Below are 26,470 nucleotides of genomic sequence, written 5' to 3' on the forward strand. Positions count from 1 at the left end.
ACCGGAACGGGAGTTAAAACATGACAAAATATGATGCAGAATGGGTGCGGGCCGAAGAGGCAAAGCGCCAGTGGATGGCCCAAAACGGTCTCTACACCGAGGAAGAAGAGCATTCCTCCTGTGGTGTTGGCCTTGTTGTTTCGGTCAATGGCAAGCGCAGCCGCAAGGTTGTAGCGGCAGGCATCGATGCCCTAAAGGCGATCTGGCACCGTGGCGCTGTCGATGCGGATGGCATGACCGGCGATGGCGCGGGCATCCACGTGCAGATCCCTGCCCCGTTTTTCTATGATCAGGTGCGTCGCACCGGTCATGAGCCGCGTGAAGATCAGTTGATGGCAGTGGGTCAGGTGTTCCTGCCGCGTACCGACTTCGGGGCTCAGGAACGCTGCAGGACCATCGTGGAAAGCGAAGTTCTGCGCATGGGGTACTACATCTACGGTTGGCGTCATGTGCCGGTGGATGTGACGTGCCTTGGTGAAAAAGCCAATGCCACCCGCCCTGAAATTGAACAGATTCTGATTTCCAACTCCAAAGGCGTGGACGAGGAAACATTCGAACGAGAGCTATATGTGATCCGTCGCCGGATCGAGAAAGCCGCTGCCGCAGCACAGGTTGGCCAGCTCTATATTGCTTCGTTGTCCTGCCGGTCGATCATCTACAAAGGCATGATGCTGGCGGAGCAGGTCGCAGTCTTCTACCCCGATCTAATGGATGAGCGCTTCGAGAGCGCTTTTGCGATCTATCATCAGCGGTACTCAACCAATACCTTCCCGCAGTGGTGGCTGGCCCAACCATTCCGCATGTTGGCTCATAACGGCGAGATCAATACCCTGAGGGGTAACATGAACTGGATGAAGAGCCATGAGATTCGAATGGCGTCTTCGACCTTTGGTGATTACGCCGAAGATATCAAACCCATCGTCGCAAGCGGGTCATCCGACTCTGCCGCATTGGATTCGGTGTTTGAGGTGCTGGTACGTGCCGGTCGTTCTGCGCCAATGGCAAAAACCATGATGGTGCCTGAAAGCTGGTCCAAACAGGCGGTTGAGCTGCCACAGGCCTGGCGCGACATGTATTCATATTGCAATTCCGTCATGGAGCCCTGGGATGGCCCTGCCGCATTGGCAATGACCGATGGTCGGTGGGTCTGTGCAGGTCTGGACCGCAACGGCCTGCGCCCGATGCGCTACGTGGTAACTGGTGACGGCCTTGTGATTGCAGGGTCCGAGGCAGGCATGGTCCCGATTGACGAGGCAAGTGTTGTTGAAAAAGGCGCGCTTGGTCCCGGCCAAATGCTCGCGGTCGACATGAAAAAGGGCAAACTGTTCCACGACACAGCAATCAAGAACAAGCTTGCAGCGGCACTGCCGTTTGGTGATTGGGTGAAGAAGATCAATGATCTGGACAGTACCCTCGCAACAGTAACTGAACAGCCGTTGTTCAGCGGCGATGAGTTGCGTCGCCGCCAGATTGCGGCTGGATACACCATTGAGGAACTTGAGCAGATCCTTGCGCCAATGGCCGAAGACGGCAAGGAAACCCTTGCTTCCATGGGGGATGACACACCTTCAGCGGTGTTGTCGAAAATGTACCGTCCACTAAGCCATTTCTTCCGCCAGAACTTTTCTCAGGTAACCAACCCGCCAATCGATTCTTTGCGTGAATACCGCGTGATGTCGTTGAAAACCCGGTTCGGTAACCTCAAGAACGTGCTGGACGAAGACAGTTCTCAGACAGAGATCATCGTTCTGGAAAGCCCCTTTGTTGGCAATGCACAATGGGATGAGCTGGTTGAAAACCTGAATGCGCCGTTGGCTGAAATCGATTGTAGCTTCGTTCCAGGACAGGGATCGCTGACCGCTGCATTGGCACGCATCCGCGCTGAGGCGGAAGAAGCTGTTAGCTCTGGTGCCGGCCATCTCGTGCTGACGGACCAGCATTCGGGTGAAGGCCGGGTGGCGATGCCGATGATCCTGGCAACCTCCGCCGTGCATTCACATCTGACACGCAAAGGTCTGCGGACGTTCTGCTCGCTCAATGTGCGCTCGGCTGAGTGTATCGATCCGCATTATTTCGCCGTGCTGATCGGCTGTGGCGCGACTGTGGTCAACGCATATCTGGCTGAGGATTCACTGGCCGACAGGATCAACCGGGGCCTGCTGGATGGCAGCCTTACTGAGAATGTTGCCCGTTACCGCGACGCCATCGATCAAGGCTTGCTGAAAATCATGGCCAAGATGGGTATCTCCGTCATCTCTTCCTACCGTGGTGGTCTCAACTTTGAGGCTGTCGGATTGTCCCGCGCCATGTGCGCCGAATACTTCCCGGGTATGACATCGCGTATTTCTGGTATCGGCGTGACCGGCATCCAGACCAAGCTGGAAGAAATTCATTCCAAAGCCTGGCAGAGCGGTCAGGACGTGTTGCCCATCGGCGGGTTCTACAAGGCCCGTAAAACCGGTGAGACCCACGCCTGGGAAGCCACCTCCATGCATATGATGCAGATGGCCTGTAACCGCGCCTCGTTTGAGATGTGGAAGCAATACTCAGCCAAGATGCAGTCGAACCCGCCCATCCATTTGCGTGATCTGCTGCAGATCAAGCCCTTGGGTAAGTCGGTGCCGATTGAGGAAGTGGAATCGATCACCTCAATCCGTAAGCGGTTTGTGACCCCTGGCATGTCACTTGGTGCGCTATCGCCTGAGGCTCATAAAACGCTGAATGTTGCGATGAACCGCATCGGCGCTAAATCAGATTCTGGTGAAGGCGGCGAAGATCCGGCGCACTTTGTACCGGAACCCAACGGCGACAATCCTTCTGCCAAGATCAAGCAGGTGGCGTCAGGTCGTTTTGGCGTGACAGCCGAATATCTGAACCAGTGCGAAGAGCTTGAGATTAAGGTCGCTCAGGGTGCGAAACCTGGCGAAGGCGGCCAGCTGCCGGGTATGAAGGTAACTGATCTGATTGCCCGTTTGCGCCACTCGACCAAGGGTGTGACCCTGATTTCGCCGCCGCCGCACCATGATATTTACTCGATCGAAGATCTGGCACAGTTGATCTATGACCTGAAACAGATCAATCCACGTTGTAAGGTAACAGTGAAGCTGGTGGCCTCTTCCGGTGTGGGCACTATTGCTGCCGGCGTTGCCAAGGCGAAGGCCGACATCATTCTGATTTCCGGCCACAATGGTGGTACCGGGGCGTCGCCTGCGACCTCAATCAAATATGCGGGCCTGCCATGGGAGATGGGCCTGACTGAGGCGCATCAGGTTCTGGCGATGAATAATCTGCGGGAACGTGTGACCCTACGGACTGATGGCGGTTTGCGCACCGGGCGTGACATTGTCATGGCCGCGATGCTGGGGGCCGAAGAATACGGCATCGGTACCGCCGCCCTTATTGCTATGGGTTGCATCATGGTTCGCCAATGCCAGTCCAACACATGCCCGGTTGGTGTCTGCACTCAGGACGAGGCGTTGCGCGGCAAATTCACCGGCAATGCTGACAAAGTTGTAAACCTGATCACCTTCTATGCGCAGGAAGTCCGGGAAATCCTGGCTTCCATCGGCGCACGCTCTTTGGATGAGGTGATCGGGCGAGCGGACCTGTTGGCCCAGGTTTCGCGTGGCTCGGCCCATCTGGACGATCTGGACCTGAACCCGCTGCTGATTACCGTCGATGGCTCTGCCAATATCGTCTACAATCGCGACAAGGATCGCAACGCGGTGCCGGATACGCTGGACAAGGAAATAGTGCGTGACGCTGCGCGCTTCCTGCAAGATGGCGAGAAAATGCAGCTATCCTATGCTGTGCAGAACACCCATCGTACTGTGGGCACGCGCACCTCCAGCCATATTGTCCGCAACTTCGGTATGCGCAACACTCTACAGTCCGATCACCTGACGGTGAAACTCCAGGGTTCTGCGGGTCAGTCGCTCGGAGCATTTGCAGCGCCGGGTCTTAAGCTGGAAGTCTCCGGTGATGCCAATGACTACGTCGGCAAGGGTTTGTCTGGCGGTACCATCGTTGTCCGTCCTCCGATGGCTTCACCGCTGGTGGCCAGCGTCAATACCATTGTTGGCAACACCGTTCTCTATGGGGCGACTGCCGGGCATCTTTTTGCTGCGGGCCGTGCCGGCGAGCGCTTTGCGGTGCGCAATTCTGGCGCAAGCGTGGTTGTCGAAGGCTGCGGGAGCAATGGCTGCGAATATATGACCGGTGGTGTCGCGGTGATTCTGGGCGCGATCGGGGCTAATTTTGGCGCCGGGATGACAGGAGGAATGGCCTATATCTATGATCCTGACGGTAAGGCCAGGACTATGATGAACATGGAATCTTTGGTGACCTGTCCGGTGACTGTCGCCCATTGGGAAGATCAGCTGAAGGGCTTGATCGAACGTCATGTTGACGAAACCGGCAGTCGCAAAGCGATAGAGATCCTGCAGCATTGGGACAGTGAAAAAGGCAACTTCCTACAGATTTGCCCAACCGAGATGCTGAACAAATTGCCCCAACCTCTGACACTTGAGGCAACAGCGGTTCCGGCGGAATAGGCCCCGCCACCTCCTCTGCATGTGCCTTGATAGGCCCCGTCCGCACCCGCGGTCGGGGCCTTTTCACATTTGAACACAGCGCCTTGGCAATCTCTTGCACGCGAAGAGATTTCCGGGTTGGAGCAAGCCAACTCTCTGCCGTATAGAGAGCTTATGGCGAAGGCAGAGAAATCAAACGGGGCATCAAAGGCCTCAACCAAACGCAAGAAGGCGAAGAGCAAGGGAAAATCCCGTGCAAAACTGTCACTGCGGCGTCTGTTGCGCCGCTGGCTGGGGCGTGCGGCTTTGATTTTTTTCGTGGTGACCATGCTGCCGATCCTGTTGTTTTCTGTGATCAATCCGCCGATCACTCACACCATCTGGTCTGAATACCGCCGCCTCGGTGATATTGATCGTGAATGGGTCCCCATCGAACATATCGTACCGGCGCTAGGACGTTCGGTTGTAGCGGCCGAAGATGCACGGTTCTGTCAACATTGGGGACTGGATGCTCAGGCCATACGGGCCGCTATCGCAGACGGCGGCCAGCGTGGCGGTTCAACCATTTCGCAGCAGGTAGTGAAGAATGTTTTTCTGTGGCAGGGCCGTAGCTGGTTCCGCAAGGCGCTGGAGACACTGATGACCCCTATGGTTGAGGCTGTCTGGAGCAAACGGCGGATACTTGAAGTTTATCTGAACGTCGCTGAAATGGGCGAAGGTGTCTTTGGTGCCGAAGCGGCAGCGCGACATTACTTTGGCGTTGGTCCGGATGAACTGAGTCGTAAACAAGCGGCCCTTTTGGCCACGGTTTTGCCTAACCCCAAGGATCGTTCTGCCGCAAAACCGACCGCATTTATGCGTAAGCGCGCCGCGCAGATCTTGGATGGTGCGGCCACCATTCGCGCAGATGGTCGTGCGGCCTGTTTCGAGGATTGAAACTTCCGTCGCTTCGGGGCATTGCTGTCTGACCCCAGCCATCTGCTACAGGAGACCCGCAGTTCCATGGCCCGCCTCTATCATGTGCCCCTTTCCCCCTTTTGTCGCAAAGTGCGCCTCTCCTTGGCCGAAAAGCGGATCGAGGTTGAGTTGGTTGAGGAACGATATTGGGAGCAGGAAGCAGATTTTCTGAGACGCAATCCTGCGGCCAAGGTCCCTGTGATCCGACTGGATGGCAAATTGATGGCCGAAAGCGCGGCGATCTGCGAATATTTGGAAGAAACCCGCCCAGATCCCTCTCTGATGCCGAGCGATCCAGAAGGACGCTATGAAGTGCGTCGCCTTGTCAGCTGGTTCGATGACAAATTCCACAATGAGGTCACCTCCAAACTGCTCTATGAGCGGGTGAACAAAAAGGTGACCGGACAAGGGTATCCCGACAGCGGAAACGTCAAGGCTGGCGCTCGGGCGATCAAATATCACCTTGATTACCTGGCCTGGTTGCTGGACCATCGTCGGTGGCTTGCGGGAGATCAGATGACACTGGCAGATTTTGCCGCCGCGGCGCATCTGTCATCCCTCGATTACATCTCGGATGTGGATTGGAATCGGTCTGCTGTGGTCAAAGACTGGTATGCCAAGATCAAGTCGCGCCCGGCTTTCCGCTCGATCCTGGCCGATCAGATTCCGGGTTTCAGCCCACCGGCCCATTACGCTGATCTGGATTTCTGATAGAAATGGGAAAGAGGGCTGTCTGCCCTCTATTGCGCCCTCTAGGTTCAAGTTACTCCCAAGGATATGTCTCGCCAGATGACCGAGGTTTCCAGCATCAAAGACAGGTTGGTCGCGCAAGCATTGACCGAGGGGTTTGTCTCCTGCCGGATCTGCCGACCATCGGATGTGCCAGAGGTTCCTGAGCGCCTGCAAGCGTTTCTCGACGCAGGCTATCATGGTCAGATGGGGTGGATGGAGGATCGCAGCCATTGGCGAAGCGACCCTGCGCAGCTTTGGCCCGAAGCACGGTCGGTGATCATGCTCGCCGAGAGCTACACACCAGAGGTTGATCCTATGTCTGTCGTCGGGCTGGCAGATCGTGCTGCGATCTCGGTTTATGCCCGTAACAAGGACTATCATGACCTTGTAAAGAAGCGCCTGAAGCGCCTGGCCCGCTGGCTAATCGCCGAGGCTGCGCGCGTGGATGAAACTGCCGAAGTAAAGGTTTTTGTAGATACCGCGCCGGTACCTGAGAAGCCGTTGGGGCAGGCGGCCGGCCTAGGTTGGCAGGGCAAACATACCAATCTGGTGAGTCGGAATTGGGGTAATTGGGCCTTCATAGGCTCGGTCTTCACCACTTTGGACTTGCCGTTTGATAGTGCAGAACGTGATCACTGCGGGTCTTGTACGTCTTGCATGACCGCTTGTCCGACGGATGCTTTTCCAGCGCCCTATCAGCTGGATGCGCGGCGCTGTATCTCGTATCTCACGATTGAACACAAAGGTCCGATTGATGAGGAGTTGCGCAGCAAAATGGGCAACCGGATTTATGGATGCGACGATTGTCTGGCGGCCTGCCCCTGGAACAAATTTGCCGTTGCTGCGAGTGATATCCGCTACGAAGCACGACCGGAATTCAATGCGCCTAAACTGTCCGAGCTAGCAATTCTTGACGATGCTGAGTTTCGGGCATTGTTTTCCGGGTCGCCAATAAAACGCATCGGGCGGGATCGGTTCGTGCGTAATGTGCTCTATGCGATGGGCAACTCTGGTCTGCCGGTTCTAAGGGCCACGGCAGCGACGTTGACCGACGATCCTGATCCGACTGTGGCTGATGCCGCCCGCTGGGCTGTTCAGCGACTTAAGTGACGCAAACAGGATGGATCAGCGGTGGGCCTGCGCTAAACCAATGATCTAGACATGACAGACGGCAAGGGAGGACGGGCATGGCGCTTTTGCTTGGGGTGGATACAGGCGGTACCTATACGGATGCGGTGCTGATCCGGGACGACCGCGATGTGTTGGCCACAGCCAAGGCACTGACCACACGGCAAGACCTGGCTATAGGTGTCGGCGAAGCGGTCGCCGCTGTACTGTCTGAGGCTCAGGTTGCCCCGTCGGATATCGCCTTGGCGGCCTTGTCCACCACACTTGCGACCAACGCGTTGGTCGAGGGGCAAGGTGGTCGCGTAGCTTTGATCTACATCGGTTTTTCTGAGGCGGATCTGGACCGCCATGGTCTGCGCGAGGCGCTCAAGGGTGATCCGGTACTGGTGCTTGGAGGAGGCCACAGCCATTCGGGCAGCGAGGTAACGCCCCTTGATACTGATGCGCTGCGTGTATTTCTGCGTGATGAAGGTCTATCGGTAAGCGGGTTCGCTATTGCCGGCCAATTTGCCACCCGAAACCCTGCACATGAATTGGAAGTTGCGGGGATTATCGCCGAAGAGACCGGGGTGCCTGTTACCTGTTCACATCAGTTGTCTGCACGGTTGAATGGCCCCAAGCGGGCGTTGACGGCAGTCCTGAATGCCCGGCTTATCGGAATGATTGATCGGCTGATTGGTCGCGCTGAAACCCGCCTGACTGAGTTGGGGGTGACGGCCCAGATGATGGTGGTGCGTGGCGATGGTGCGCTGATGTCAGCAAAGCAAGCCCGCTCCCGTCCGATTGAAACCATCCTGAGCGGTCCCGCGGCATCGTTGGTAGGGGCCCGTTGGCTGACCGGTGTCGACACCGCACTGGTCAGTGATATTGGCGGCACCACTACTGACGTGGCATTGATCAAAAACGGTAAACCCAAGATCGATCCGGCGGGCGCACAGGTTGGTGGTTTTCGCACCATGGTTGAGGCGGTGGCGATGCGGACCAGTGGTCTGGGTGGCGACAGCCAAGTGCATTTGGCCGCCTCTGGGCTAACCGGTGGCGTTAACTTGGGGCCCCGCCGCGTATTGCCGATTTCGCTGATCGCCGAGATGGCGCCGGAGATTGTCCATACAGCTTTGGACAGCCAGCTCCGGGCCGCGACAATTGGCGAATATGACGGGCAATTCGTCCGTAAGATCCCGGGTCATACGCCACTTGGACTAAGTGATCGCGAAGCTCGCCTACTGGGTAGAATCGGTGACCAGGCGCATCCGATTGGTTCGGTATTGCAGACACGCATCGAACAAGGCGCGTTGACGCGCTTGGTGGATCGCGGATTGGTTCAGGTGGCCGGTATTACGCCGTCAGATGCCAGTCATGTTCTCGGACGTCTGATCAGTTGGGATAAAGATGCGGCGCAAAAGGCGCTGACCCTCTTTGCTCGCCGTCGTGTAGGGTCCGGTGATCGACTTGCGCCAGATGCGGAAACACTCGCGCAAATGATCATCGACCAGATGACAGAGCAAACGTCTTTGACCTTGTTAGAGACTGCTTTTGCCTCAGAAGAGAACCCTTTTGGTGTACCGCCTGATCAACTGGCTCGCCATGTTCTGATGCAACGCGGTCTATCCCGGCATCAGGGAATGGTCAGCATTCAAACTGGTTTGAATGTCGACGTCGTGGGGCTTGGGGCTTCCGCACCCAGCTATTATCCAGCCGTCGGAACGCGTTTGCATTGCCGCATGGTGCTGCCCGATCATGCCGGCGTCGCCAATGCCATTGGCGCTGTTGTAGGCCGTATCACCATGCGTCGGAGTGGAACTGTGACGGCCCCGGAGGAGGGACGCTTCCGTGTCCATCTAGAGGATGGCCCGTTGGATTTCGCGGCTTCTCAGGAAGCGTTGAACCGGTTGGAAGCAGAGTTACGCGCTGACGCCCGCGCAGCGGCTGAGGCTGCCGGAGCGCAGGACATCTCAATTCAGGTGGACAGAGACATACGCATTGCGCAGATCGAAGCGCGAGAAGTCTTTGTTGAAGCGTTCCTGACCGTGGAGGCCAGCGGGCGCCCCCGTATTGCCTATGGATGATCGCTGCTACTAGAGACTGCGGCACTGATGAATAAGGCCCCGCCAATTGGCAGGGCCCTACTTGTCTAGTGGATAACCGCCAGGAAGACTTATTCAGCGGCGGTTTCGGTGCGTTTCGGAAGAACCCAATCAGGGCGCGCAAAATGGCAGGTATAGCCATTGGGCTGCCGCTCCAGATAGTCCTGATGCTCAGGCTCAGCTTCCCAGAAATCACCAACGGGCTCGACTTCGGTTGCCACCTTGCCGGGCCAAAGGCCAGAGGCGTCAACATCAGCGATGGTATCCTCAGCAGTCGCTTTCTGGCTGTCATCAACAAAATAGATCGCCGAGCGATAGCTCATGCCGAGATCATTGCCCTGCTGATTTACTGTGGTCGGATCATGGATTTGAAAGAAAAACTCCAGCAATTCTCGATAGCTCGTCTTGCTGGTGTCAAAGATGACTTCGATGGCTTCGGCATGGGTGCCGTGGTTCTTGTAGGTTGCGTTGGGCACATCGCCACCGGAATAACCGACACGGGTCGTGATGATCCCGTGGCGCTTGCGGATCAGGTCCTGCATCCCCCAGAAACATCCTCCGGCCAGAACGGCGCGTTCTGTCGTGCTGCTCATCGTATATCCTCCACTTGATCGATGTAATCGCCGTAGCCTTCCGCGCGCATGTCGTCCAGATGTACGAACCGCAGGGAGGCAGAATTGATACAATAGCGCAGACCGCCACGATCTGCGGGGCCATCCGGGAACACATGACCCAGATGGCTGTCGCCATGGGTCGAGCGAACTTCGGTGCGGATCATACCCAGCGTCCGGTCCTCCAGCTCCTGTACATGTGCGGTTTCGATTGGCTTGGTGAAGCTGGGCCAGCCACAGCCGGATTCATATTTATCGGAAGAAGCAAACAAAGGTTCACCCGAGACTATATCGACATAGATACCGGGCTCTTTGTTGCCCAGTAGTTTGCCCGTGCCGGGGCGTTCCGTTCCCGATTCCTGGGTTACGTAGAATTCTTCTTCCGAGAGGGCCGCAATGGCGTCCGGTTCTTTGGAATAGCTGCGCATTATGTCCTCCGATCTTCACTATGCTGCTGTAAATGGGGTCGTTCGTGGCAAAAGCAAAGCTGTATTTCAGTAGCTCGCGTTTGCGTGTGTGGTGGATTGGCTTCGATAGAGGTCTGGGAAGGGCATGATCATGAACCGCGTTGCGCCGTTTGGCGGGCCAATTGAACTGCCAATATGCCAAAGGTGACAATGCCGACACCAACGATGTCCAGAAAACCCAGCTGCTCACCCAAGAGAACACTTGCAACAGCCACCCCGAACACTGGGTTCAGGAAGTGGAAGGTCGCGGCACGGACTGCGCCAATCCGGTTTAGCAACAGGACCCAGACAAGCGTCGCGGTTAGACCAGGTACAAGTGTGGTGTACACAAACGCTAGCGCCAGTGGCCAGCTGGGTGTCAGGCGAAAGGTCTCCACCATAGGTGCGAAAACAAAGAGGACAGCGGATCCGATCAGCATCTGTAACCCCACCACCATCATGTAATTGCCGCCGGAGGTTGCGCCACGCAGTGCCAGCGTCGCCAGTGTCAATGCTACCACCGCAATCCCACAGAGCATAACAGCAAAGAGATCGACCCCTTCGCTGATGCGGGTGCCCATGATCAGGGCAACACCGACGACCCCGGCCAACAATCCCCCGACGCCAAGCGCGGGCAGCCGTTCGCCATGGACAAGCCACAGCGCGATTGCAACGAGCATGGGCATGGTAGAGGCAATGATCGCTGCCAACGAGGCTTCGATGGTTTCCATCGCGACAAAATTCAGGCCCAGATAAAGTGCGTTCTGACAGATCCCGAACACTATTGTTGCGCGAAGCTGTCCGCGTGTCAGTCGCCAACTTTGACCGAGATAGCGCGCTACCGCTACGCCGATCAGTCCGGATATCAGAAATCGAAACGCTAACGAATAAAGCGGTGAGGCGTCAGCAACAATAATTCTGGCAGAAGTGAATGCAGACGACCACATAAAGGCAAAGGCCAGCCCCATTGCCAAAGCACGCAGATCCATGGGGTTGTCTCCCTGTCGGTCGGTGGCCGCTATCCGATCAGGTGCGGTCGCGACATGTTTAGCAACGCGAACATTCTGTGGAAACCTGAAACGTAGCGGGTCTTCACTGGCGTTGCCCTGATGGGAACCATTCCATTCGGGCACAAAAAAGGGCCGCCTGAAAAGGCGACCCGAAACACGGGTAACCGTGCCTTGACCCTTAGCCGTTCACGCTGTCTTTTAGCGCTTTGGCGATGGTCATCTTGACCACCTTGTCGGCCTCTTTGGTGAATTTCTCACCAGTGGCCGGGTTGCGCACTTCGCGCTCTGGACGCTCACGGCAGTAGATCTTGCCAACGCCAGGCAAAGTCACAGCGCCACCGCCGGATACTTCGCGTGTGATCAGCGCACAAACGGCATCCAGTGCAGCGCCTGCAGCTTTCTTGTCGCTGTCCATTTCTTCAGCGAGTGCGGCAACAAGCTGGGTCTTGGTCATCGGTTTGGACATTCTTAGGTCTCCTTGTCACTGCCCGAGTTATGGGGCCTCATCGCGTAACTCTAGCGTTATGTAGTGTACGAACACAACGAGTAGTGTCACTGAAACCCCTAAAAATAGGGGTTTTTGGAGATTTTTAGGGAAAAATAGCCCTCACAGAAACGCAGTTTCGTCAAAGGAGCGCAGTTTTCGGCTGTGTAAACGCTCAAGTGGCATGCCACGCAATTGCTCCATAGCCCTTATTCCGATTTGCAAATGTCGCGCAACCTGGGTGTGATAAAACTCCGATGCCATGCCCGGTAGCTTTAATTCTCCGTGCAGTGGTTTGTCCGATACACAAAGCAATGTTCCGTAAGGAACCCGGAAGCGATAGCCATTTGCAGCGATAGTGGCGCTTTCCATATCCAGTGCGATGGCGCGTGACTGTGACAGGCGTTGCACGGGTCCCGATTGGTCGCGCAGCTCCCAATTTCGGTTGTCGATTGTGGCGACAGTCCCGGTGCGCATGATCCGTTTCAGATCGTAGCCTTCCAACTTGGTGACTTCCGCTACCGCATTCTCCAGTGCGACCTGAATTTCTGCAAGCGCGGGAATAGGCGTCCAGATCGGCAGGTCGTCGTCCAACACGTGATCTTCGCGCAGGTAACCATGACCCAGAACGAAATCACCCAATGTCTGTGTGTTGCGTAGGCCGGCACAATGACCAACCATCAGCCATGCATGTGGCCGCAAAACAGCGATATGGTCCGTTGCAGTCTTGGCGTTGGACGGGCCCACACCAATATTGACCAGCGTGATGCCACTGCCGTCTTCACGCTTCAGGTGATAAGTCGGCATCTGCGGCAGTTTAGGGATCGCAGGGATCTCAGCATTTGCATCCGTAATTTCATGATCACCGGTGCTGACAAAGCTGCTGTAGCCGGACTTAGGGTCTGCGAGCTGAGCGCGGGCATAGGCTTCGAACTCGGCCACGTAGAACTGATAGTTGGTAAACAGCACGTGGTTCTGGAAGTGGCTCGGGTTGGTGGCAGTGTAATGGGCAAGACGAGCCAGCGAGTAATCGACGCGCTGCGCGGTAAACAGGGCCAATGGTCCGGTGTTGTCTGCCGAATGGTAGGTGCCGTTAACGATGTCATCGTTAGTGGTCGCGAGGTCCGGCACGTCGAAGATATCGCGCAGGGTGAACCCTGCCGCACCCTCCTGCGGCACCGTCAGGCTGGGATCTGCCGCAACCGCGAAATGCACCGGCATAGGCGTGTCCGAAACCGCAATGGTCACAGGCTGGCCGTGGTGTCGGATCAACAGGCCGATCTGCTGGGTCAGATAATGCCGAAACAGGTCGGGACGCGTTACTGTGGTCGCATAGGTACCTGGGGCGGAAACATGTCCATAGCTAAGTCTGCTGTCCACCTGTGCAAAGGATGAGGTGGTAAACCGGATTTCAGGATAGAACGCGCGAATACGATGAGCGCTGCCGCTGCTGCTTTCAGCCGGGCCGTCCGCGATTGTTCGAGCGAACTCCGCGCAGAGAAACTGCGTCGCCTTACTGAACAGTAGCTCCAGTCGCTCGACGGCCGCTGCGGCATCTGTGAAATCTTCCGCTGCAGGAAGTTGTGGGGTCTTAACTGTTGTCATAACGATGCTCGATCATTGAAAAACTGGGGGCGTTCTGTCGTTGATATGATTACGACGGCCGTGCGCTGGCGATAACGGGGATCTTTTCGAAACTGCGCACATCGACCAACCCCAGATCGGAAATCCTCAGTTCGGGGATGACCACTAGCGCCAGCAGCGAATGCTGCATATAGGCATTGTTGAGCGAACAGCCGCAGCTCTCCATGGCCTCAACCATCTTCTGCGCTTTGGCGGCAACCTCGGATGCAGGGCTGTCAGACATCAGGCCGGCGATTGGCAGTTCGATCAGCGCCAGCTCCTTACCATCACGGTAGATTGTGATTCCGCCGCCGACCTCTGCCAGACGATTGGTCGCCATCGCCATTTGTTCGCGATCGGTACCAACCACGATCATATGATGGCTGTCATGGGCTACGGTGGAGGCCATCGCCATCGCACCGGTATATCCAAACCCAGAGACAAAGGCATTGGTCACGCCGCCCGTCCCGCGGTGACGCTCTACCAAGGCTATCTGGCAGGTATCGTCGGCCTCGGCCATGGTCGCCTCGACCAGCCCATCGTGCACCGGAAGTTCTGTTTGCAAAGCCCTGGTTGGGGCCTGATTTTCCACCACACCGATTACATTGGCCGTAACGCTATTGGCACCCTCGGGAGCGGTAATCTCGAAATCGGTTGCATTGAGCTGATGCCCCAGATGGATGGTGCCACGGGCACTCTCGGGCCAGTCCAGATGCGGGCAATCCACCGTGATCTCGCCATTGGTGGCAACGATCTTGCCACGGGCCATCACTACCTCGATTGGCAACGTCTTTAGGTCAGAGGTCAGGATTACATCAGCGCGTCGGCCGGGGGTGATTGAACCAATGTCGCGTTCCAGCCCGAAATGGGTGGCGGTATTGATCGTGGCCATTTGCAGGGCGATAAGTGGATCGCATCCACAATCAATCGCGTGCCGAACCACCCGGTTCATATGACCGTCATTGACCAGAGTGCCGGAGTGGCAATCGTCTGTGCAAAGAATGAAATTGCGCGGATCCAGCCCTTTTTCGGTGATGGCCGTAATCTGTGCCTCAACATCATACCAGGCCGACCCCAGCCGAACCATTGCGCGCATGCCCTGCCGCATCCGTGCAATCGCGTCAGCTTCACATATGCCTTCATGATCATCGGCTGGGCCGCCAGCAACATAGGCCGCAAAATCCGGTCCCAGATCCGGTGAGGCATAATGCCCACCAACTGTTTTTCCTGCGCGCTGTGTCGCGGCAATTTCGGCCAGCATTTTAGGATCACCTGCTGCCACGCCGGGGAAATTCATCATCTCACCCAGCCCGATAATTCCTGGCCAGCTCATTGCCTCGGCGACATGCTCGGGCGAAATTTCATAGCCCGTAGTCTCTAACCCGGGGGCTGAGGGTGCACAGGACGGCATCTGGGTAAAGATATTAACCGGCTGCAGCAAAGCTTCGTCATGCATAAGCCGCACGCCGTTCAGCCCCAGCACATTTGCAACTTCATGCGGGTCTGTGAACATCGATGTGGTGCCATGCGGGATCACTGCACGGGCAAATTCCGCAGGCGTCAGCATACCGCTTTCGATGTGCATATGCGCATCACACAGACCGGGGATCATATACCGGCCATTTGCGTCGATCACTTCGGTATCTGGTCCAGTGCAATAGCTGGCGTCCCGTCCAACATAGGCGATGCGTCCGGCTACGATGGCGATGTCATGATCGGGCAGCTGTTCGCGAGTGTGAACATTGACCCATATGCCTTTGCGGATCACTGTATCCGCAGGTTTGCGTCCTGCAGCAACTTCGATCAATTGAGGGGCAACGTCGGGCCAGCTTGGAAATGCGATATCTGTCATGGCCCAATTGTTCCGATTACCTAGGTGAGCGCAAGGCCCCTTGAGAGCTAGCGCAAACAATAGCTGCTTTTTGCAAATCAAGAAGACGGTGCAACCAATACCTGCTGCCGCTATCGCCGGGTGTTCCGCAGAGCGCTTGGCGTTGTGCCAAGAACATTGCGAAAGGCGCGAGTCATGGCGCTGGGATCTTCATAGCCACAGCGAAGAGCAATCTCAGCGACACTAAACTCTGTCTCTAATGCCAGTGATTTTGCCCGTTTTAGCCGTAGATGTTGATACAATGATTGGGGCGTGGTGCCCAATTCTCGTTGTGTGCGCCGCGCCAGATCCCGCAGGCTGCGCCCGGAATGCCGTGCAACCTCAACAAGGGGGAGGGGCGTTTCCAGATTTGCCTCCATTACTGCGATGGCGCGTGCCACAGATGCGCTTCGTACAGGTTTCGATGCTCTGCTCTCAGCCTGTTCAGCGCTTAGAAACAGGGTTGCAACATCCAAGCGCAATGCTTGGCCGTGCTGCTGCGCAATCATATCAAGAATGCCGTCAAAGGCTGCCATCGCGCCAGAGCAAGTCCACCTGTCACGATCCCATAGAAACCGATGGTTCTCGGCCTGAACTTTTGGAAATGTGTCGGTAAACGCCTCAAGTTCTGTACTGTGGATGGTGGCACGGTAGCCATCAAGCAGCCCGGCCTCGGCCAGCAGCCAGGCTCCTGTATCAAACCCCGCCAGCACGCCATACCGCCGCTGCGCCGCTCGTAGCCCTCGTGATGTGACCTCTGTGGCGTGGCGCAAATAGCCGTAGCTGGGCATGGCAATCAACATGTCACCTTCGGACTTACGCAGCGGCATCCGGGCAGTGACCTCCATTTCCGCAGAGGACACCGCAGTGCCACCATGCACTGTAACAAAGCGCCAAGAATAAAGTGGGCGCCCCACAAATGTATTTGCCGCCCGCAGTGGCTCCACGGTGTTAGCAAGGCAATGGCCGGAGAACTGATCGAACAGCAGGATATCGATCTGCTGCGTCGCAGCGTGAGATTTCTTCCAATTTGGCATGATACTGTCCGATCTTGCATGATCATGCTCGTATCCCGCCCTAGGCTAAGGCCAAAGTCAACGCTGATGCCACCGAGGGGGAGCGATCAATGCAATTTGGTTTGTCCGATGAACAGTCGATGATTGTTGAAACCACCCGCGCTTTTGTCACCAAGGAGCTGTACCCTCATGAGCTGGAGGTTGAGCGCAGTGGCCATCTGCCGATGGATGTTGTACGCGACATTCAGGCTAAGGCGATAGAGGCCGGACTTTATGCTGCCAATATGCCCGAAGAAGTCGGCGGTGCCGGTCTCGATACACTGACATGGCTGCTCTACGAAAAAGAGCTGGGCCGTGCCAATTACGCGCTTCACTGGACCTGCATAGCGCGGCCATCCAACATCCTGTTGGCCGGCACGGAAGAGCAGAAAGAGAAATACCTCTACCCCTGTATCCGAGGCGAAAAATGGGACTGTCTTGCGATGACCGAACCGGGTGCCGGATCGGATTTACGCGGGATGACGGCCACCGCGCGTCAGGATGGGGATGATTTTATCCTGAATGGCACCAAACACTTTATCAGCCACGCCGATATTGCCGACTTCGCTATCGTTTTTATGGCCACCGGCGAAGAAGATACTCCGCGAGGTCCGAAAAAGAAGATCACTGCCTTCTTTGTCGACAAGGGTACGCCCGGTCTCACCATCCGCGACGGTTATCGCAATGTGAGCCATCGTGGCTATACCAACGCAGTACTAGAGTTCGACGACTGCCGCTTGCCCAAATCGGCTGTGCTGGGTGAGGTAGACAAGGGGTTTGATGTTGCTAACACTTGGCTTGGAGCCACACGGCTACAGGTCGCTGCAACCTGTTTAGGGCGAGCAGAGCGCGCATTGGAACATGCGGTGTCCTACGCCGCTGAGCGTCGCCAGTTCGGACAGCAGATTGGCAAGTTTCAAGGGGTTTCCTTCAAACTGGCGGATATGGCTACCGAACTGAAGGCCGCCAACCTGCTAACCTGGGAGGCTGCATGGAAGTTCGACCAGGGCAGCGTGACCGAGTCCGATATGTCGATGGCAAAGCTCAAGGCGACCGAGATGCTGGCGATGGTTGCGGATGAGGCTATCCAGATCCACGGCGGCATGGGGCTGATGGATGAATTGCCGCTAGAACGTATCTGGCGCGACGCACGTGTCGAACGGATCTGGGAAGGCACGAGTGAAATTCAGCGCCACATCATCAGCCGCGAAATGTTGCGCGCGCAGGGCGGTTGATCAGAAGGCAACGTTGGTTGCCGTCTGTCCCAAAGGCTCCTTTGCCAGATGCCGAAGATATCCGCACCTCAGATTGACCGGGAACATTCATCATGAACCGTGATTTTAGCAGCCTGTTTCGACCTGACTCTATTGCCGTGATAGGTGGTGGTGCCTGGTGCCGTCAGGTGATCGAACAGCTGAAAAAAATCGAATTTTCCGGACAGATCTGGCCGGTTCACCCAAGGGCATCGGATATCTGTGGCTTGGCGGTTTTTGCCAGTGTTGATGATCTGCCGACACCACCGGACGCAAGCTTCATCGGTGTAAACAGATACGCCACGGTTGAGGTGGTCGCGGCCCTGTCCAAGCGTGGCGCCGGCGGAGCGGTCTGTTTTGCGTCTGGCTTCCTGGAGGCTCAGAATGAGGCCGCGGATGCGGCTGACCTGCAACAAGATCTGTTGCGGGCTGCCGACGACATGCCGATCTTGGGGCCCAATTGTTATGGGTTCATCAACTACCTTGACGGCGCGCTGCTCTGGCCGGATCAGCATGGCGGGCAGCATGTGGACCGCGGTGTGGCCATCCTTACCCAGAGTTCCAACATCGCCATTAACCTGACCATGCAGGCACGCGGTTTGCCGATTGCATACATGGTAACCGTGGGCAATCAGGCGCAAAGCGATATGGCCAGGATTGCACAAAGCCTACTGGACGATCCTCGTGTCACCGCGATTGGTCTTCATATCGAAGGGGTCAGCGATCTGCGCGCATTTGAAGAGTTGGCGCGCCAGGCAGCGGCGCGCGGCAAACCCATTGTGGCGCTAAAGGTTGGCCGCTCCGATCAGGCGCAGGCAGCAACCCTATCACATACGGCATCACTAGCGGGTCGGGATGCGGGCGCGGATGCGCTTCTGCGTCGTTGCGGTATGGCGCGGGTGGATGATCTGCCCGTGTTCCTTGAGACGCTCAAAATCCTGCATGTGCTTGGCCCGCGTGAACAGTGCCGGATCGCGACCATCAGCTGTTCAGGTGGGGAGGCAAGCTTAGCCGCCGATCTGGGTCAGGCTCAGGGGATGGTGTTTCCGTCATTGTCCAGCGATCAACTGCAGGGGCTTCGTGCCGCTCTTGGCCCAATGGTCGCCTTGGCGAATCCGTTGGATTATCACACCTATATCTGGCGGGATGTGCCCGCCATGACACAAGCGTTTAGCGCGATGGCGCATCCGGATCTTGATATGCTGATGCTGATCGTCGATTTCCCGCGAGGTGATCGCTGTTCCGCTGCAGATTGGGAATGCGCAATTGAGGCCGCTATCGCTACGCGAGAACAGACCGGTGTGCCCTTGGCCATGGTCGCGACACTGCCAGAGCTGATGCCTGAAGAGATTGCGCATCGGCTGCTCGACGCCGGAGTTGTTCCGCTTTGTGGTTTGCGAGAGGCGATGAGTGCCGCTGCAGCCGCCAGCCGGATCGCGCCGCCATCCGATCTGCCGTTGGCTCTGTCGACGATTTGTGCAGCAGATACCGGTGCAACACTCATTCCGGAAGGAATCGCCAAACAGCGCCTGGCAGAATCAGGGCTGCGTATCCCCCGCAGTTGCCGCCTGAATCGTACTGAGCTGGCCACGACCTTGGCAAAGGCCACGTCTGAGGTTGGCTTCCCACTGGTGCTGAAGGCTGAAGGGTTGGCGCACAAAAGCGAAGCAGGGGCGGTGCGGTTGGGCCTTGGATCTCAGGTCGATGTTGTGGAGGCCGCGCATAACATGCCCAGTGATCAGTTGCTGTTGGAGGAGATGATCAGCGATACTGTCGCAGAGCTGTTGATCGGCGTGACCCGTGATCCTGCCCACGGGTTTGTTCTGACGTTGGGGGCCGGTGGTGTCCTGACGGAGATGTTGCAAGACAGTGTTTCGTTGCTGCTTCCGGTCAGTGATACGATGCTGGCGCAGGCACTGGATCAGCTGCGTATAAACCGATTGCTGACAGGCTATCGCGGTGCGGCCCCAGCGGATCGATCCGCCATTCTGCGTGCTATACGTGCAGTGGAACACTATGTGCTTGCCCATTTGGATACGCTTGAAGAACTTGAAATCAACCCGTTGATCTGCACCCCCACCGACGCCATTGCTGTGGATGCGCTGCTGCGAGAGAAGGATAAAATTGATGACTGATGCCCCCATTCGGACCCGCCGCGATGGCGCGATTTTAGAAGTCACGCTGGACCGTCCGAAGGCCAATGCTATTGATCTGAAAACCAGTGTTGCGATGGGAGAGGTGTTTCGCGACTTTCGCGATGATCCTGAGTTGCGTGTCGTCATCATAACCGGCGGAGGTGACAAGTTCTTTTGCCCCGGTTGGGACCTGAAAGCTGCAGCAGATGGCGATGCCGTGGATGGCGATTATGGTGTTGGCGGGTTTGGTGGCCTGCAGGAACTGCGCGAGTTGAACAAACCAGTGATCGCAGCGGTGAACGGGATTGCCTGTGGTGGCGGACTGGAGCTGGCCTTGTCGGCGGATATGATCCTGGCGGCTGAACATGCCAGCTTTGCCCTGCCGGAGATCAGATCCGGTACGGTGGCGGATGCTGCTTCGATTAAACTGCCCAAGCGCATTCCCTATCACATCGCTATGGAGTTGTTGCTCACCGGGCGCTGGTTTGACGTCGATGAGGCCCATCGCTGGGGGTTGGTCAATGAAATTGTCGCTGCTGATCAATTGATGGACCGCGCGTGGGAACTGGCGCGTCTGCTCGCTTCTGGCCCGCCATTGGTTTATGCCGCGATCAAGGAGATTGTGCGCGATGCCGAGGACGCCAAATTCCAGGACGCGATGAACCGCATCACCAGACGCCAGCTGCGTAGCGTTGATGTGCTTTATGACAGTGACGACCAGATGGAAGGTGCGCGCGCCTTTGCAGAAAAACGAGATCCGGTGTGGAAGGGCTGTTGAGAGCACTTTCTACCGCTGAGGCCTGAAATCAGGTTCTAAATCTTGGAAAACACCGCGATCAACGCGGTGTCTTTGCTATGCGCGCCGGTGGCTTTGGGCCCGTAGATAGCAATCTCCGGCAATGTCAGCCCCCGGATCCAACCCCCATTCTGAAGGCGTTCCAAAGCGGCCGTAAACCCGGACTGCGCCGAAAATCGGGCATTCACTGCCAGGGCAAATACAGCTGCGGGTTGAGCGATGCGCAACAGTCCCGGCAGGACGTCGGGGCCGACGTGCCCATGGGTGAAAGTGCCGGACGAAACTACCCCACCGTAAACTCCGCGCGGCACCGGAACGCCAATCGTCAGGTCTGCCTCGATGACATCGCGATAGACATCCTTGCGCAGGGCCTGAGCCAGCATTTCGGGGCTGATATCCGCCGCATCAATTGGGGTGATATTCCGTCGATTCAACGCAACACCACAAAGCCCGGTCCCCGCTCCGACATCCAGCACAGGACCATGCCCATCTGCCGCGACGAACATACGGGCGACCTGATCCGGCAGGATGTAGTCGGCATCTTCGGCAAAGCTGCTGTCATAGGTATCGGCCCAATCTGCATAGAGCTGACGGGATTGTTCCGGTGTCTCTACGCCATAGGCAGCGGACAGATTAATCGGTTTTTGGGCCATCTCTATAGCAAATGCTGTTTCGACATTTGAATCAACCCTTGCACCGCTGACAGCGCGCGCGCATCTATTGCGCATGACAAAAACGCTTCTCTGTCTTGGTTTTGGCTACACCGCTCGCGCGTTGGCGCATGACCTGATCCGCGATGGCTGGCGGGTGATCGGGACCACACGCAATCTGGATGAGGCCGCGCCGCTGGACGGTGTCGAGCTGATCACCTGGCCTGGTAACCCGATATCTCTGAACGGTGTCACCCATGTCCTATCGTCTGTAGGTCCCACGGAGGGCGGCGATCCGGTATTGGTCGATTTGGCGGATATGCTAGCGGACGCTCCCAATTTACAGTGGGTTGGATATCTCTCCACCACAGCGGTCTACGGTGATCACGGTGGCGCTTGGGTGGATGAGACCACGCCGGTTACTCCCTCCAGCCAACGCGGGCGCTGGCGCGCAGGTGCGGAACAGGCATGGCAAGCAATCCCGGATTTGCCACTGCATATCTTTCGTCTCGCAGGGATCTATGGCCCGGGTCGCGGCCCGTTTGCCAAGCTGATGGCCGGAAAGGCGCGGCGCATTGTGAAACCCGGTCAGGTGTTTTCGCGTATCCATGTGGACGACATCACACAGGTTCTGACGGCATCAATCGACCAGCCCAATCCGGGGGCGGTCTATAACCTCTGTGATGATGATCCCGCACCCCCGCAGGACGTATTGGGCTTTGCCGCTGAATTGCTCGGGCTGGCCGTACCGGCAGAAGTTCCCTTTGATGAGGCAGGCATGACCCCGATGGCACGCAGTTTCTACGGTGAAAACAAACGCGTGGAGAACCACCGCATCAAGGATGAGCTGGGCGTACAGCTGCACTATCCCAGCTACCGCGAGGGTTTACGCGCCGTTAGAGCCGCCGAAAACCTCGAAACTTTCACTCCCCCGGAAGAGACGACGGGCGTTTAAGCCCGCTTCTCTCCGATTGATGCAACGCCCAGCACCTCTAGAACCTTGGCTTCGATCTGCGGGGCGTTCATTGCAGCGGTGGCATACATATCCGCAGGGTTTGCCTGATCAATGAAGGTATCGGGCAGCACCATAGAGCGGAATTTCAGTCCACTATCAAAGACGCCTTCCTCCGCCAGCAGCTGCGCCACATGAGAGCCAAACCCACCAACAGCGCCTTCTTCTATGGTGATCAGCGCCTCGTGATTTGAAGCCAAATCCAGGATCATCTCGCGGTCCAGAGGTTTGGCGAAACGCGCATCTGCGATTGTCGGTGTGATGCCCTTGGCCGCAAGCGCTTCGGCCGCCTTGCGGACCTCTCCCAAGCGGGTGCCAAAGGAAAGCATAGCGACCTGCTTACCATCCTGGATCATGCGGCCCTTGCCAATTTCCAGCACTTCCGGCACCTCTGGCATATCGACGCCTTCGCCCTCGCCGCGCGGATAGCGGAACGCGATCGGCCCGTCATCATGGGCCGCCGCTGTTGCCAACATATGCGCCAACTCGGCCTCGTCCGATGCGGCCATCACCACCATACCGGGCAGATTGGCCATATAGGCAATATCAAAACTACCAGCATGGGTCGCGCCATCCGCGCCTACAAGACCGGCGCGGTCAATGGCAAAACGCACGGGCAGGCGCTGGATCGCCACATCATGCACCACTTGATCATAGCCGCGCTGCAAGAAGGTCGAATACATGGCACAGAACGGTTTCATCCCGCCAGCGGCCAGCGCGGCGGCAAAGGTCACGCCATGCTGTTCGGCAATGCCGACGTCGAAGCACCGCGAGGGATACCGCTCTGCCATCAGATTCAGGCCGGTGCCATCAGGCATCGCCGCTGTCACTGCGCAGATTTTGTCATCCTGGGCCGCCAGACGCACGAGTTCGTTGCCAAAGACTGATGTATAGGAGGGCGCATTTGAGGCTGCTTTTTTCTGCTCACCCGTCACCATGTCAAACTTGGCCGTCGCATGGCCCTTGTCACGCGCGCGCTCGGCTGGGGCGTAGCCTTTCCCCTTTTTCGTCAGCACATGGATCAGGATTGGGCCGGTGGCACGGGATTTCACTGTGCGAAGTACCGGCAGCAGCTGATCCATGTCATGGCCATCAATCGGTCCGAGATAAGAAAAGCCTAAGGATTCAAAGAGTGTGCCGCCGACAGCCAAGCCCTTCAGCATGTCCTTGGCGCGTTTGGCCCCCTCACGGAAAGGTTCCGGCAGCAGCGAGGCCGCTCCCTTTGCCACTGCCTTTAGTTCCTGAAACGGCTCCTCGGCATAAAGTCGCGACAGATAGGACGACAGCGCACCAACCGGCGGCGCAATCGACATTTCATTGTCGTTCAGGATGACAATCAGCCGTTTGCCCAGGTGGCCGGCGTTGTTCATCGCCTCAAAGGCCATGCCGGCCGACATAGAACCGTCACCAATCACGGCAATTGCATCCCCATTGCCCTCGGGTATATTTCCGCCCAGATCGCGCGCCACGGCAAAGCCAAGCGCGGCGCTGATCGATGTGGAACTATGCGCCGCGCCAAATGGATCATAGGGCGATTCGGAGCGTTTGGTGAATCCGCTCAAACCATCCTTCATACGCAGGGTACGGATGCGATCACGCCGCCCGGTCAGGATTTTATGCGGATAGCACTGGTGTGATACATCCCAGATGATCTTGTCGCGCGGGGTGTCAAAAACCGCATGCAGAGCCGTGGTCAGTTCGATAACACCCAGTCCTGCCCCAAGATGTCCACCGGTCACGGATACGGCTGAAATTGTTTCCTGCCGCAGCTCCTGGGCAACCTGCGTCAACTGTGCATCGCTCAAGGATTTTAGATCGGACGGGCGTGCGATCTGATCCAAAAGAGGTGTGTGGGGCCGGTCTGACATGGCAGCTCCTTGGGCGTTTTGCTTTGGCGGTGCGCGCTTGTGCGCGGCTCAGCTATCGCGCGCAATAACGAAGCGCGCGGTGTCCTTCAAGGTTTCGGCCTCATCGCCGTAGGAAGACAGCGCGTCGCAAGCGTGATTTACCAGCTCTCTGGCGCGATCCTTGGCTGCATCCAATCCCAGCAACGAAACAAAGGTCGCCTTGCCAGCAGCTGCATCCTTGCGCACGGCTTTGCCAACTTTGGCGGGGTCGCCTTCCACATCCAAGATGTCATCGGCGATCTGAAAAGCAAGTCCCAGCGCCTCGGCATAGCGTCGCAGTGGCGCAGAATCCGCTCCTGCCAATACTGCACCGGCGGTGGCCGACCAAGCGATGAGGCAGCCGGTCTTCCGGTTTTGTAGTCGGGTAATCTGATCCAGACCCAAGGGCCGCTCGGCGCTTTCTGCCGCGATATCCAGCATTTGCCCCTGCACCATACCATCCTTACCGGCTGCTACCGCCAGGTCACGGATCAGTATCAGTGCGTTTGGGCCGACCTCGGCCCGTGCCAATCTTTCAAAGGCAAAGCTCTGCAAGGCGTCGCCCGCCAGCACGGCCATGGCTTCATCCCATTTACGGTGCACGGTTGGTTGACCGCGGCGCAGGTCATCGTCGTCCATGCATGGCAAATCATCATGAACCAGCGAATAGGCATGGATACACTCAATCGCCAGTGCTGCTTCGCGTGCGGCATTGGGGTTGATGCCATGCAGGCGAGTGCTTTCCAGAACCAGAAACCCACGCAGCATCTTGCCACCCGTGAGGGCATAGCGCATCGCCTCGTGCAGCCCGTCCTCGCTGGGCAACGTAGCATCAGCATGGGCTTCGATCTCTTTTTGGGCAGCGCGCAAGGCGTGTTTGATTGGGCGCCCGCTCTCCGTTAACGGCATTGTCATCGGATCAGTTGGCATCCAGCGGTGCGGTGCCGGTCGGCGCGCCCCTGGCATCCAGCGTAATCGCTGCGACCTTTTCCTCGGCCCGCTTCAGCTCATCTTCGCAGCGCTTCTTCAGCTGCGCGCCGCGTTCATAAAGCGCGATAGAGGCGTCCAGCGCAACATCGCCTCGTTCCAACTGATCAACCACGGTTTCCAGTGAGTGCATCGCCTGTTCAAAGCTCAGCTCTTCAACGGGGGTGTCTGAATTGGGTGTGTCGGTCATGTGCTTGCCTCTATCAATTCTTCCACATGGGCTTTGGCCGCCGCGGCCAGCGCGTTCAGATCATATCCACCCTCCAAAGTCGAGACGATACGACCCGCGCACAGCTCTTCTGCCAACCCGCACAGCTCACGGGTCAACCAACGGAAATCCTCTGTGCTCCACTGCAGTTCTGCCAGCGGATCATCTTGATGTGCATCAAAACCGGCCGAGACGATAATGAGTTCCGGCTTGAACTCCCGTAGCCGAGGAAAGGCCTGATCGACATAGGCGGCCTTCATCTGGGTGCCTCCGGATCCGGGAGGCAGGGGCAGGTTCAGGATCTGGCCATGGGCGCCGTCTTCCTCTATGCGACCGGAGCCGGGCCACAACGGCATTTGCTGGCTGGAAATGAACAGAGCGCGTGGCTCATCCCACAGCAGATCCTGCGTGCCATTGCCGTGATGGACGTCAAAATCGACCACCGCCACTCGCGCCAACCCGTGGTGATCCAACGCATGTTTCGCCGCCAGCGCGGCATTCCCGAACAGACAGAACCCCATGGCTGTATCCGTTTCGGCGTGGTGACCCGGAGGACGAACTGCTGCAAAGGCGTTCTGGACATCGCCGCTCAGCACCATATCAACCGCTCGCACGGCGGCCCCCGCTGCGCGAAACGCGGCATCCAGCGATCCGGGCGACAAGAAGGTATCGCCGTCAAGACGTCCAAATCCGTCATGCGGCAATGTCCGGCGCAGATCGGCGAGATAGCTTGCCGGGTGAATGCGCAGGATGTCGTCTTCGGCGGCCATTGGCGCTGTCACACGGCGCAGGTCCAATGAGTCCAGCGCATGCAATACATGTTCCAGTCGCGCCACTCGCTCGGGATGCCCATCCGGCGTCACATGCAACAGGCAATCTGCGTGCGTCATCAATGCTGTTGCCATCTTGGTGTACTCATTTCTCTGGTTGTGGGCTCTGCCCGTTTACGCCTGAAATGCTGTTTCAACGCCCATCCGCGCAAGCATAGATGCTGGACGAGGCACTGGATCG

General features: G+C 57.3%; 21 protein-coding genes. 9 read left to right on the plus strand and 12 right to left on the minus strand.

Annotated elements, in window-relative coordinates:
* The first annotated feature begins 20 nt into the window (after nt 1–20).
* The 5 genes from gltB to ACEWZM_RS10340 all read left to right on the plus strand — a co-directional run bounded on the left by gltB (nt 21) and on the right by ACEWZM_RS10340 (nt 9,415).
* Nucleotides 21–4,553, plus strand: a complete 4,533-nt coding sequence (gene gltB / locus ACEWZM_RS10320; RefSeq protein WP_414006344.1) for a glutamate synthase large subunit — start codon at nt 21–23, stop codon at nt 4,551–4,553.
* Nucleotides 4,554–4,706: 153 nt separating this feature from the next.
* Entirely contained in the window at nt 4,707–5,468 is a 762-nt protein-coding gene (gene mtgA / locus ACEWZM_RS10325) for a monofunctional biosynthetic peptidoglycan transglycosylase (protein WP_414006345.1), read from the plus strand.
* A gap of 66 nt (nt 5,469–5,534) precedes the next feature.
* A complete protein-coding gene (gene fzlA / locus ACEWZM_RS10330) occupies nt 5,535–6,200 on the plus strand; it encodes an FtsZ-binding protein FzlA (RefSeq protein ID WP_414006346.1) in 666 nt (221 codons plus the stop codon).
* Between the two features lie 78 nt (nt 6,201–6,278).
* On the plus strand, nt 6,279–7,331 hold the full coding sequence (queG, locus tag ACEWZM_RS10335) for a tRNA epoxyqueuosine(34) reductase QueG (RefSeq protein WP_414006347.1): 1,053 nt from the start codon (nt 6,279–6,281) through the stop codon (nt 7,329–7,331).
* Nucleotides 7,332–7,408: 77 nt separating this feature from the next.
* A complete protein-coding gene (locus ACEWZM_RS10340) occupies nt 7,409–9,415 on the plus strand; it encodes a hydantoinase/oxoprolinase N-terminal domain-containing protein (RefSeq protein ID WP_414006348.1) in 2,007 nt (668 codons plus the stop codon).
* Nucleotides 9,416–9,504: 89 nt separating this feature from the next.
* On the opposite strand, the gene msrA is transcribed toward ACEWZM_RS10340, so the two are convergent.
* The 7 genes from msrA to ACEWZM_RS10375 form a co-directional block, all read right to left on the minus strand.
* Nucleotides 9,505–10,026, minus strand: a complete 522-nt coding sequence (msrA, locus tag ACEWZM_RS10345) for a peptide-methionine (S)-S-oxide reductase MsrA (protein WP_414006349.1) — start codon at nt 10,024–10,026, stop codon at nt 9,505–9,507.
* Nucleotides 10,023–10,472, minus strand: a complete 450-nt coding sequence (gene msrB, locus ACEWZM_RS10350; RefSeq protein ID WP_414006350.1) for a peptide-methionine (R)-S-oxide reductase MsrB — start codon at nt 10,470–10,472, stop codon at nt 10,023–10,025. Before msrB ends, msrA begins: the two co-directional genes overlap by 4 nt.
* Nucleotides 10,473–10,600: 128 nt before the next feature.
* Nucleotides 10,601–11,479, minus strand: coding sequence for a DMT family transporter (locus ACEWZM_RS10355; RefSeq protein WP_414006351.1), 879 nt, complete (start codon nt 11,477–11,479; stop codon nt 10,601–10,603).
* A 199-nt stretch (nt 11,480–11,678) separates the two neighbouring features.
* The gene (locus tag ACEWZM_RS10360; protein ID WP_014876311.1) at nt 11,679–11,966 is read right to left on the minus strand and encodes an HU family DNA-binding protein; all 288 of its coding nucleotides are present in this window, start codon (nt 11,964–11,966) and stop codon (nt 11,679–11,681) included.
* 141 nt (nt 11,967–12,107) lie between these two features.
* Nucleotides 12,108–13,589, minus strand: coding sequence for an AMP nucleosidase (locus tag ACEWZM_RS10365; protein ID WP_414006352.1), 1,482 nt, complete (start codon nt 13,587–13,589; stop codon nt 12,108–12,110).
* A 49-nt stretch (nt 13,590–13,638) separates the two neighbouring features.
* The gene (gene ade, locus ACEWZM_RS10370) at nt 13,639–15,459 is read right to left on the minus strand and encodes an adenine deaminase (protein ID WP_414006353.1); all 1,821 of its coding nucleotides are present in this window, start codon (nt 15,457–15,459) and stop codon (nt 13,639–13,641) included.
* A gap of 110 nt (nt 15,460–15,569) precedes the next feature.
* On the minus strand, nt 15,570–16,514 hold the full coding sequence (locus ACEWZM_RS10375; RefSeq protein WP_414006354.1) for a GlxA family transcriptional regulator: 945 nt from the start codon (nt 16,512–16,514) through the stop codon (nt 15,570–15,572).
* A gap of 89 nt (nt 16,515–16,603) precedes the next feature.
* Here ACEWZM_RS10375 and ACEWZM_RS10380 point away from each other — a divergent pair, with 89 nt between their 5' ends.
* The 3 genes from ACEWZM_RS10380 (at nt 16,604) to ACEWZM_RS10390 (ending at nt 20,698) form a co-directional block, all read left to right on the plus strand.
* Nucleotides 16,604–17,767, plus strand: coding sequence for an acyl-CoA dehydrogenase family protein (locus ACEWZM_RS10380; protein ID WP_414006355.1), 1,164 nt, complete (start codon nt 16,604–16,606; stop codon nt 17,765–17,767).
* 92 nt (nt 17,768–17,859) lie between these two features.
* Nucleotides 17,860–19,920 (plus strand): acetate--CoA ligase family protein, encoded by a 2,061-nt coding sequence (locus ACEWZM_RS10385; RefSeq protein ID WP_414006356.1) that lies wholly within the window; start codon nt 17,860–17,862, stop codon nt 19,918–19,920.
* Nucleotides 19,913–20,698 (plus strand): carnitinyl-CoA dehydratase, encoded by a 786-nt coding sequence (locus tag ACEWZM_RS10390; RefSeq protein WP_414006357.1) that lies wholly within the window; start codon nt 19,913–19,915, stop codon nt 20,696–20,698. The genes ACEWZM_RS10385 and ACEWZM_RS10390 overlap by 8 nt, the downstream gene beginning before the upstream one ends.
* Before the next feature lie 35 nt (nt 20,699–20,733).
* Here the strand turns inward: ACEWZM_RS10390 and ACEWZM_RS10395 are convergent, their stop codons facing one another.
* Complete coding sequence (locus tag ACEWZM_RS10395) at nt 20,734–21,369, minus strand: class I SAM-dependent DNA methyltransferase (protein ID WP_414008006.1); 636 nt, start codon at nt 21,367–21,369, stop codon at nt 20,734–20,736.
* 73 nt (nt 21,370–21,442) lie between these two features.
* On the opposite strand from ACEWZM_RS10395, the gene ACEWZM_RS10400 reads away from it, so the two are divergent.
* The gene (locus ACEWZM_RS10400; RefSeq protein ID WP_414006358.1) at nt 21,443–22,321 is read left to right on the plus strand and encodes an SDR family oxidoreductase; all 879 of its coding nucleotides are present in this window, start codon (nt 21,443–21,445) and stop codon (nt 22,319–22,321) included.
* Here the strand turns inward: ACEWZM_RS10400 and dxs are convergent.
* Genes dxs through ACEWZM_RS10420 form a run of 4 tightly spaced genes read right to left on the minus strand, consistent with a single transcriptional unit; the run spans nt 22,318 to nt 26,364 of the window.
* Nucleotides 22,318–24,246 (minus strand): 1-deoxy-D-xylulose-5-phosphate synthase, encoded by a 1,929-nt coding sequence (gene dxs, locus ACEWZM_RS10405; protein WP_414006359.1) that lies wholly within the window; start codon nt 24,244–24,246, stop codon nt 22,318–22,320. The two genes, ACEWZM_RS10400 and dxs, sit on opposite strands and share 4 nt — an antisense overlap.
* A 48-nt stretch (nt 24,247–24,294) precedes the next feature.
* Complete coding sequence (locus ACEWZM_RS10410) at nt 24,295–25,173, minus strand: polyprenyl synthetase family protein (RefSeq protein WP_414006360.1); 879 nt, start codon at nt 25,171–25,173, stop codon at nt 24,295–24,297.
* A gap of 10 nt (nt 25,174–25,183) precedes the next feature.
* The gene (locus ACEWZM_RS10415) at nt 25,184–25,441 is read right to left on the minus strand and encodes an exodeoxyribonuclease VII small subunit (protein ID WP_414006361.1); all 258 of its coding nucleotides are present in this window, start codon (nt 25,439–25,441) and stop codon (nt 25,184–25,186) included.
* Entirely contained in the window at nt 25,438–26,364 is a 927-nt protein-coding gene (locus tag ACEWZM_RS10420; RefSeq protein WP_414006362.1) for a histone deacetylase family protein, read from the minus strand. Before ACEWZM_RS10420 ends, ACEWZM_RS10415 begins: the two co-directional genes overlap by 4 nt.
* Nucleotides 26,365–26,470: the final 106 nt, after the last annotated feature.

The sequence above is a fragment of the Phaeobacter cretensis genome, assembly GCF_047372505.1.
GTDB classification, from domain to species: Bacteria; Pseudomonadota; Alphaproteobacteria; order Rhodobacterales; family Rhodobacteraceae; genus Phaeobacter; species Phaeobacter cretensis.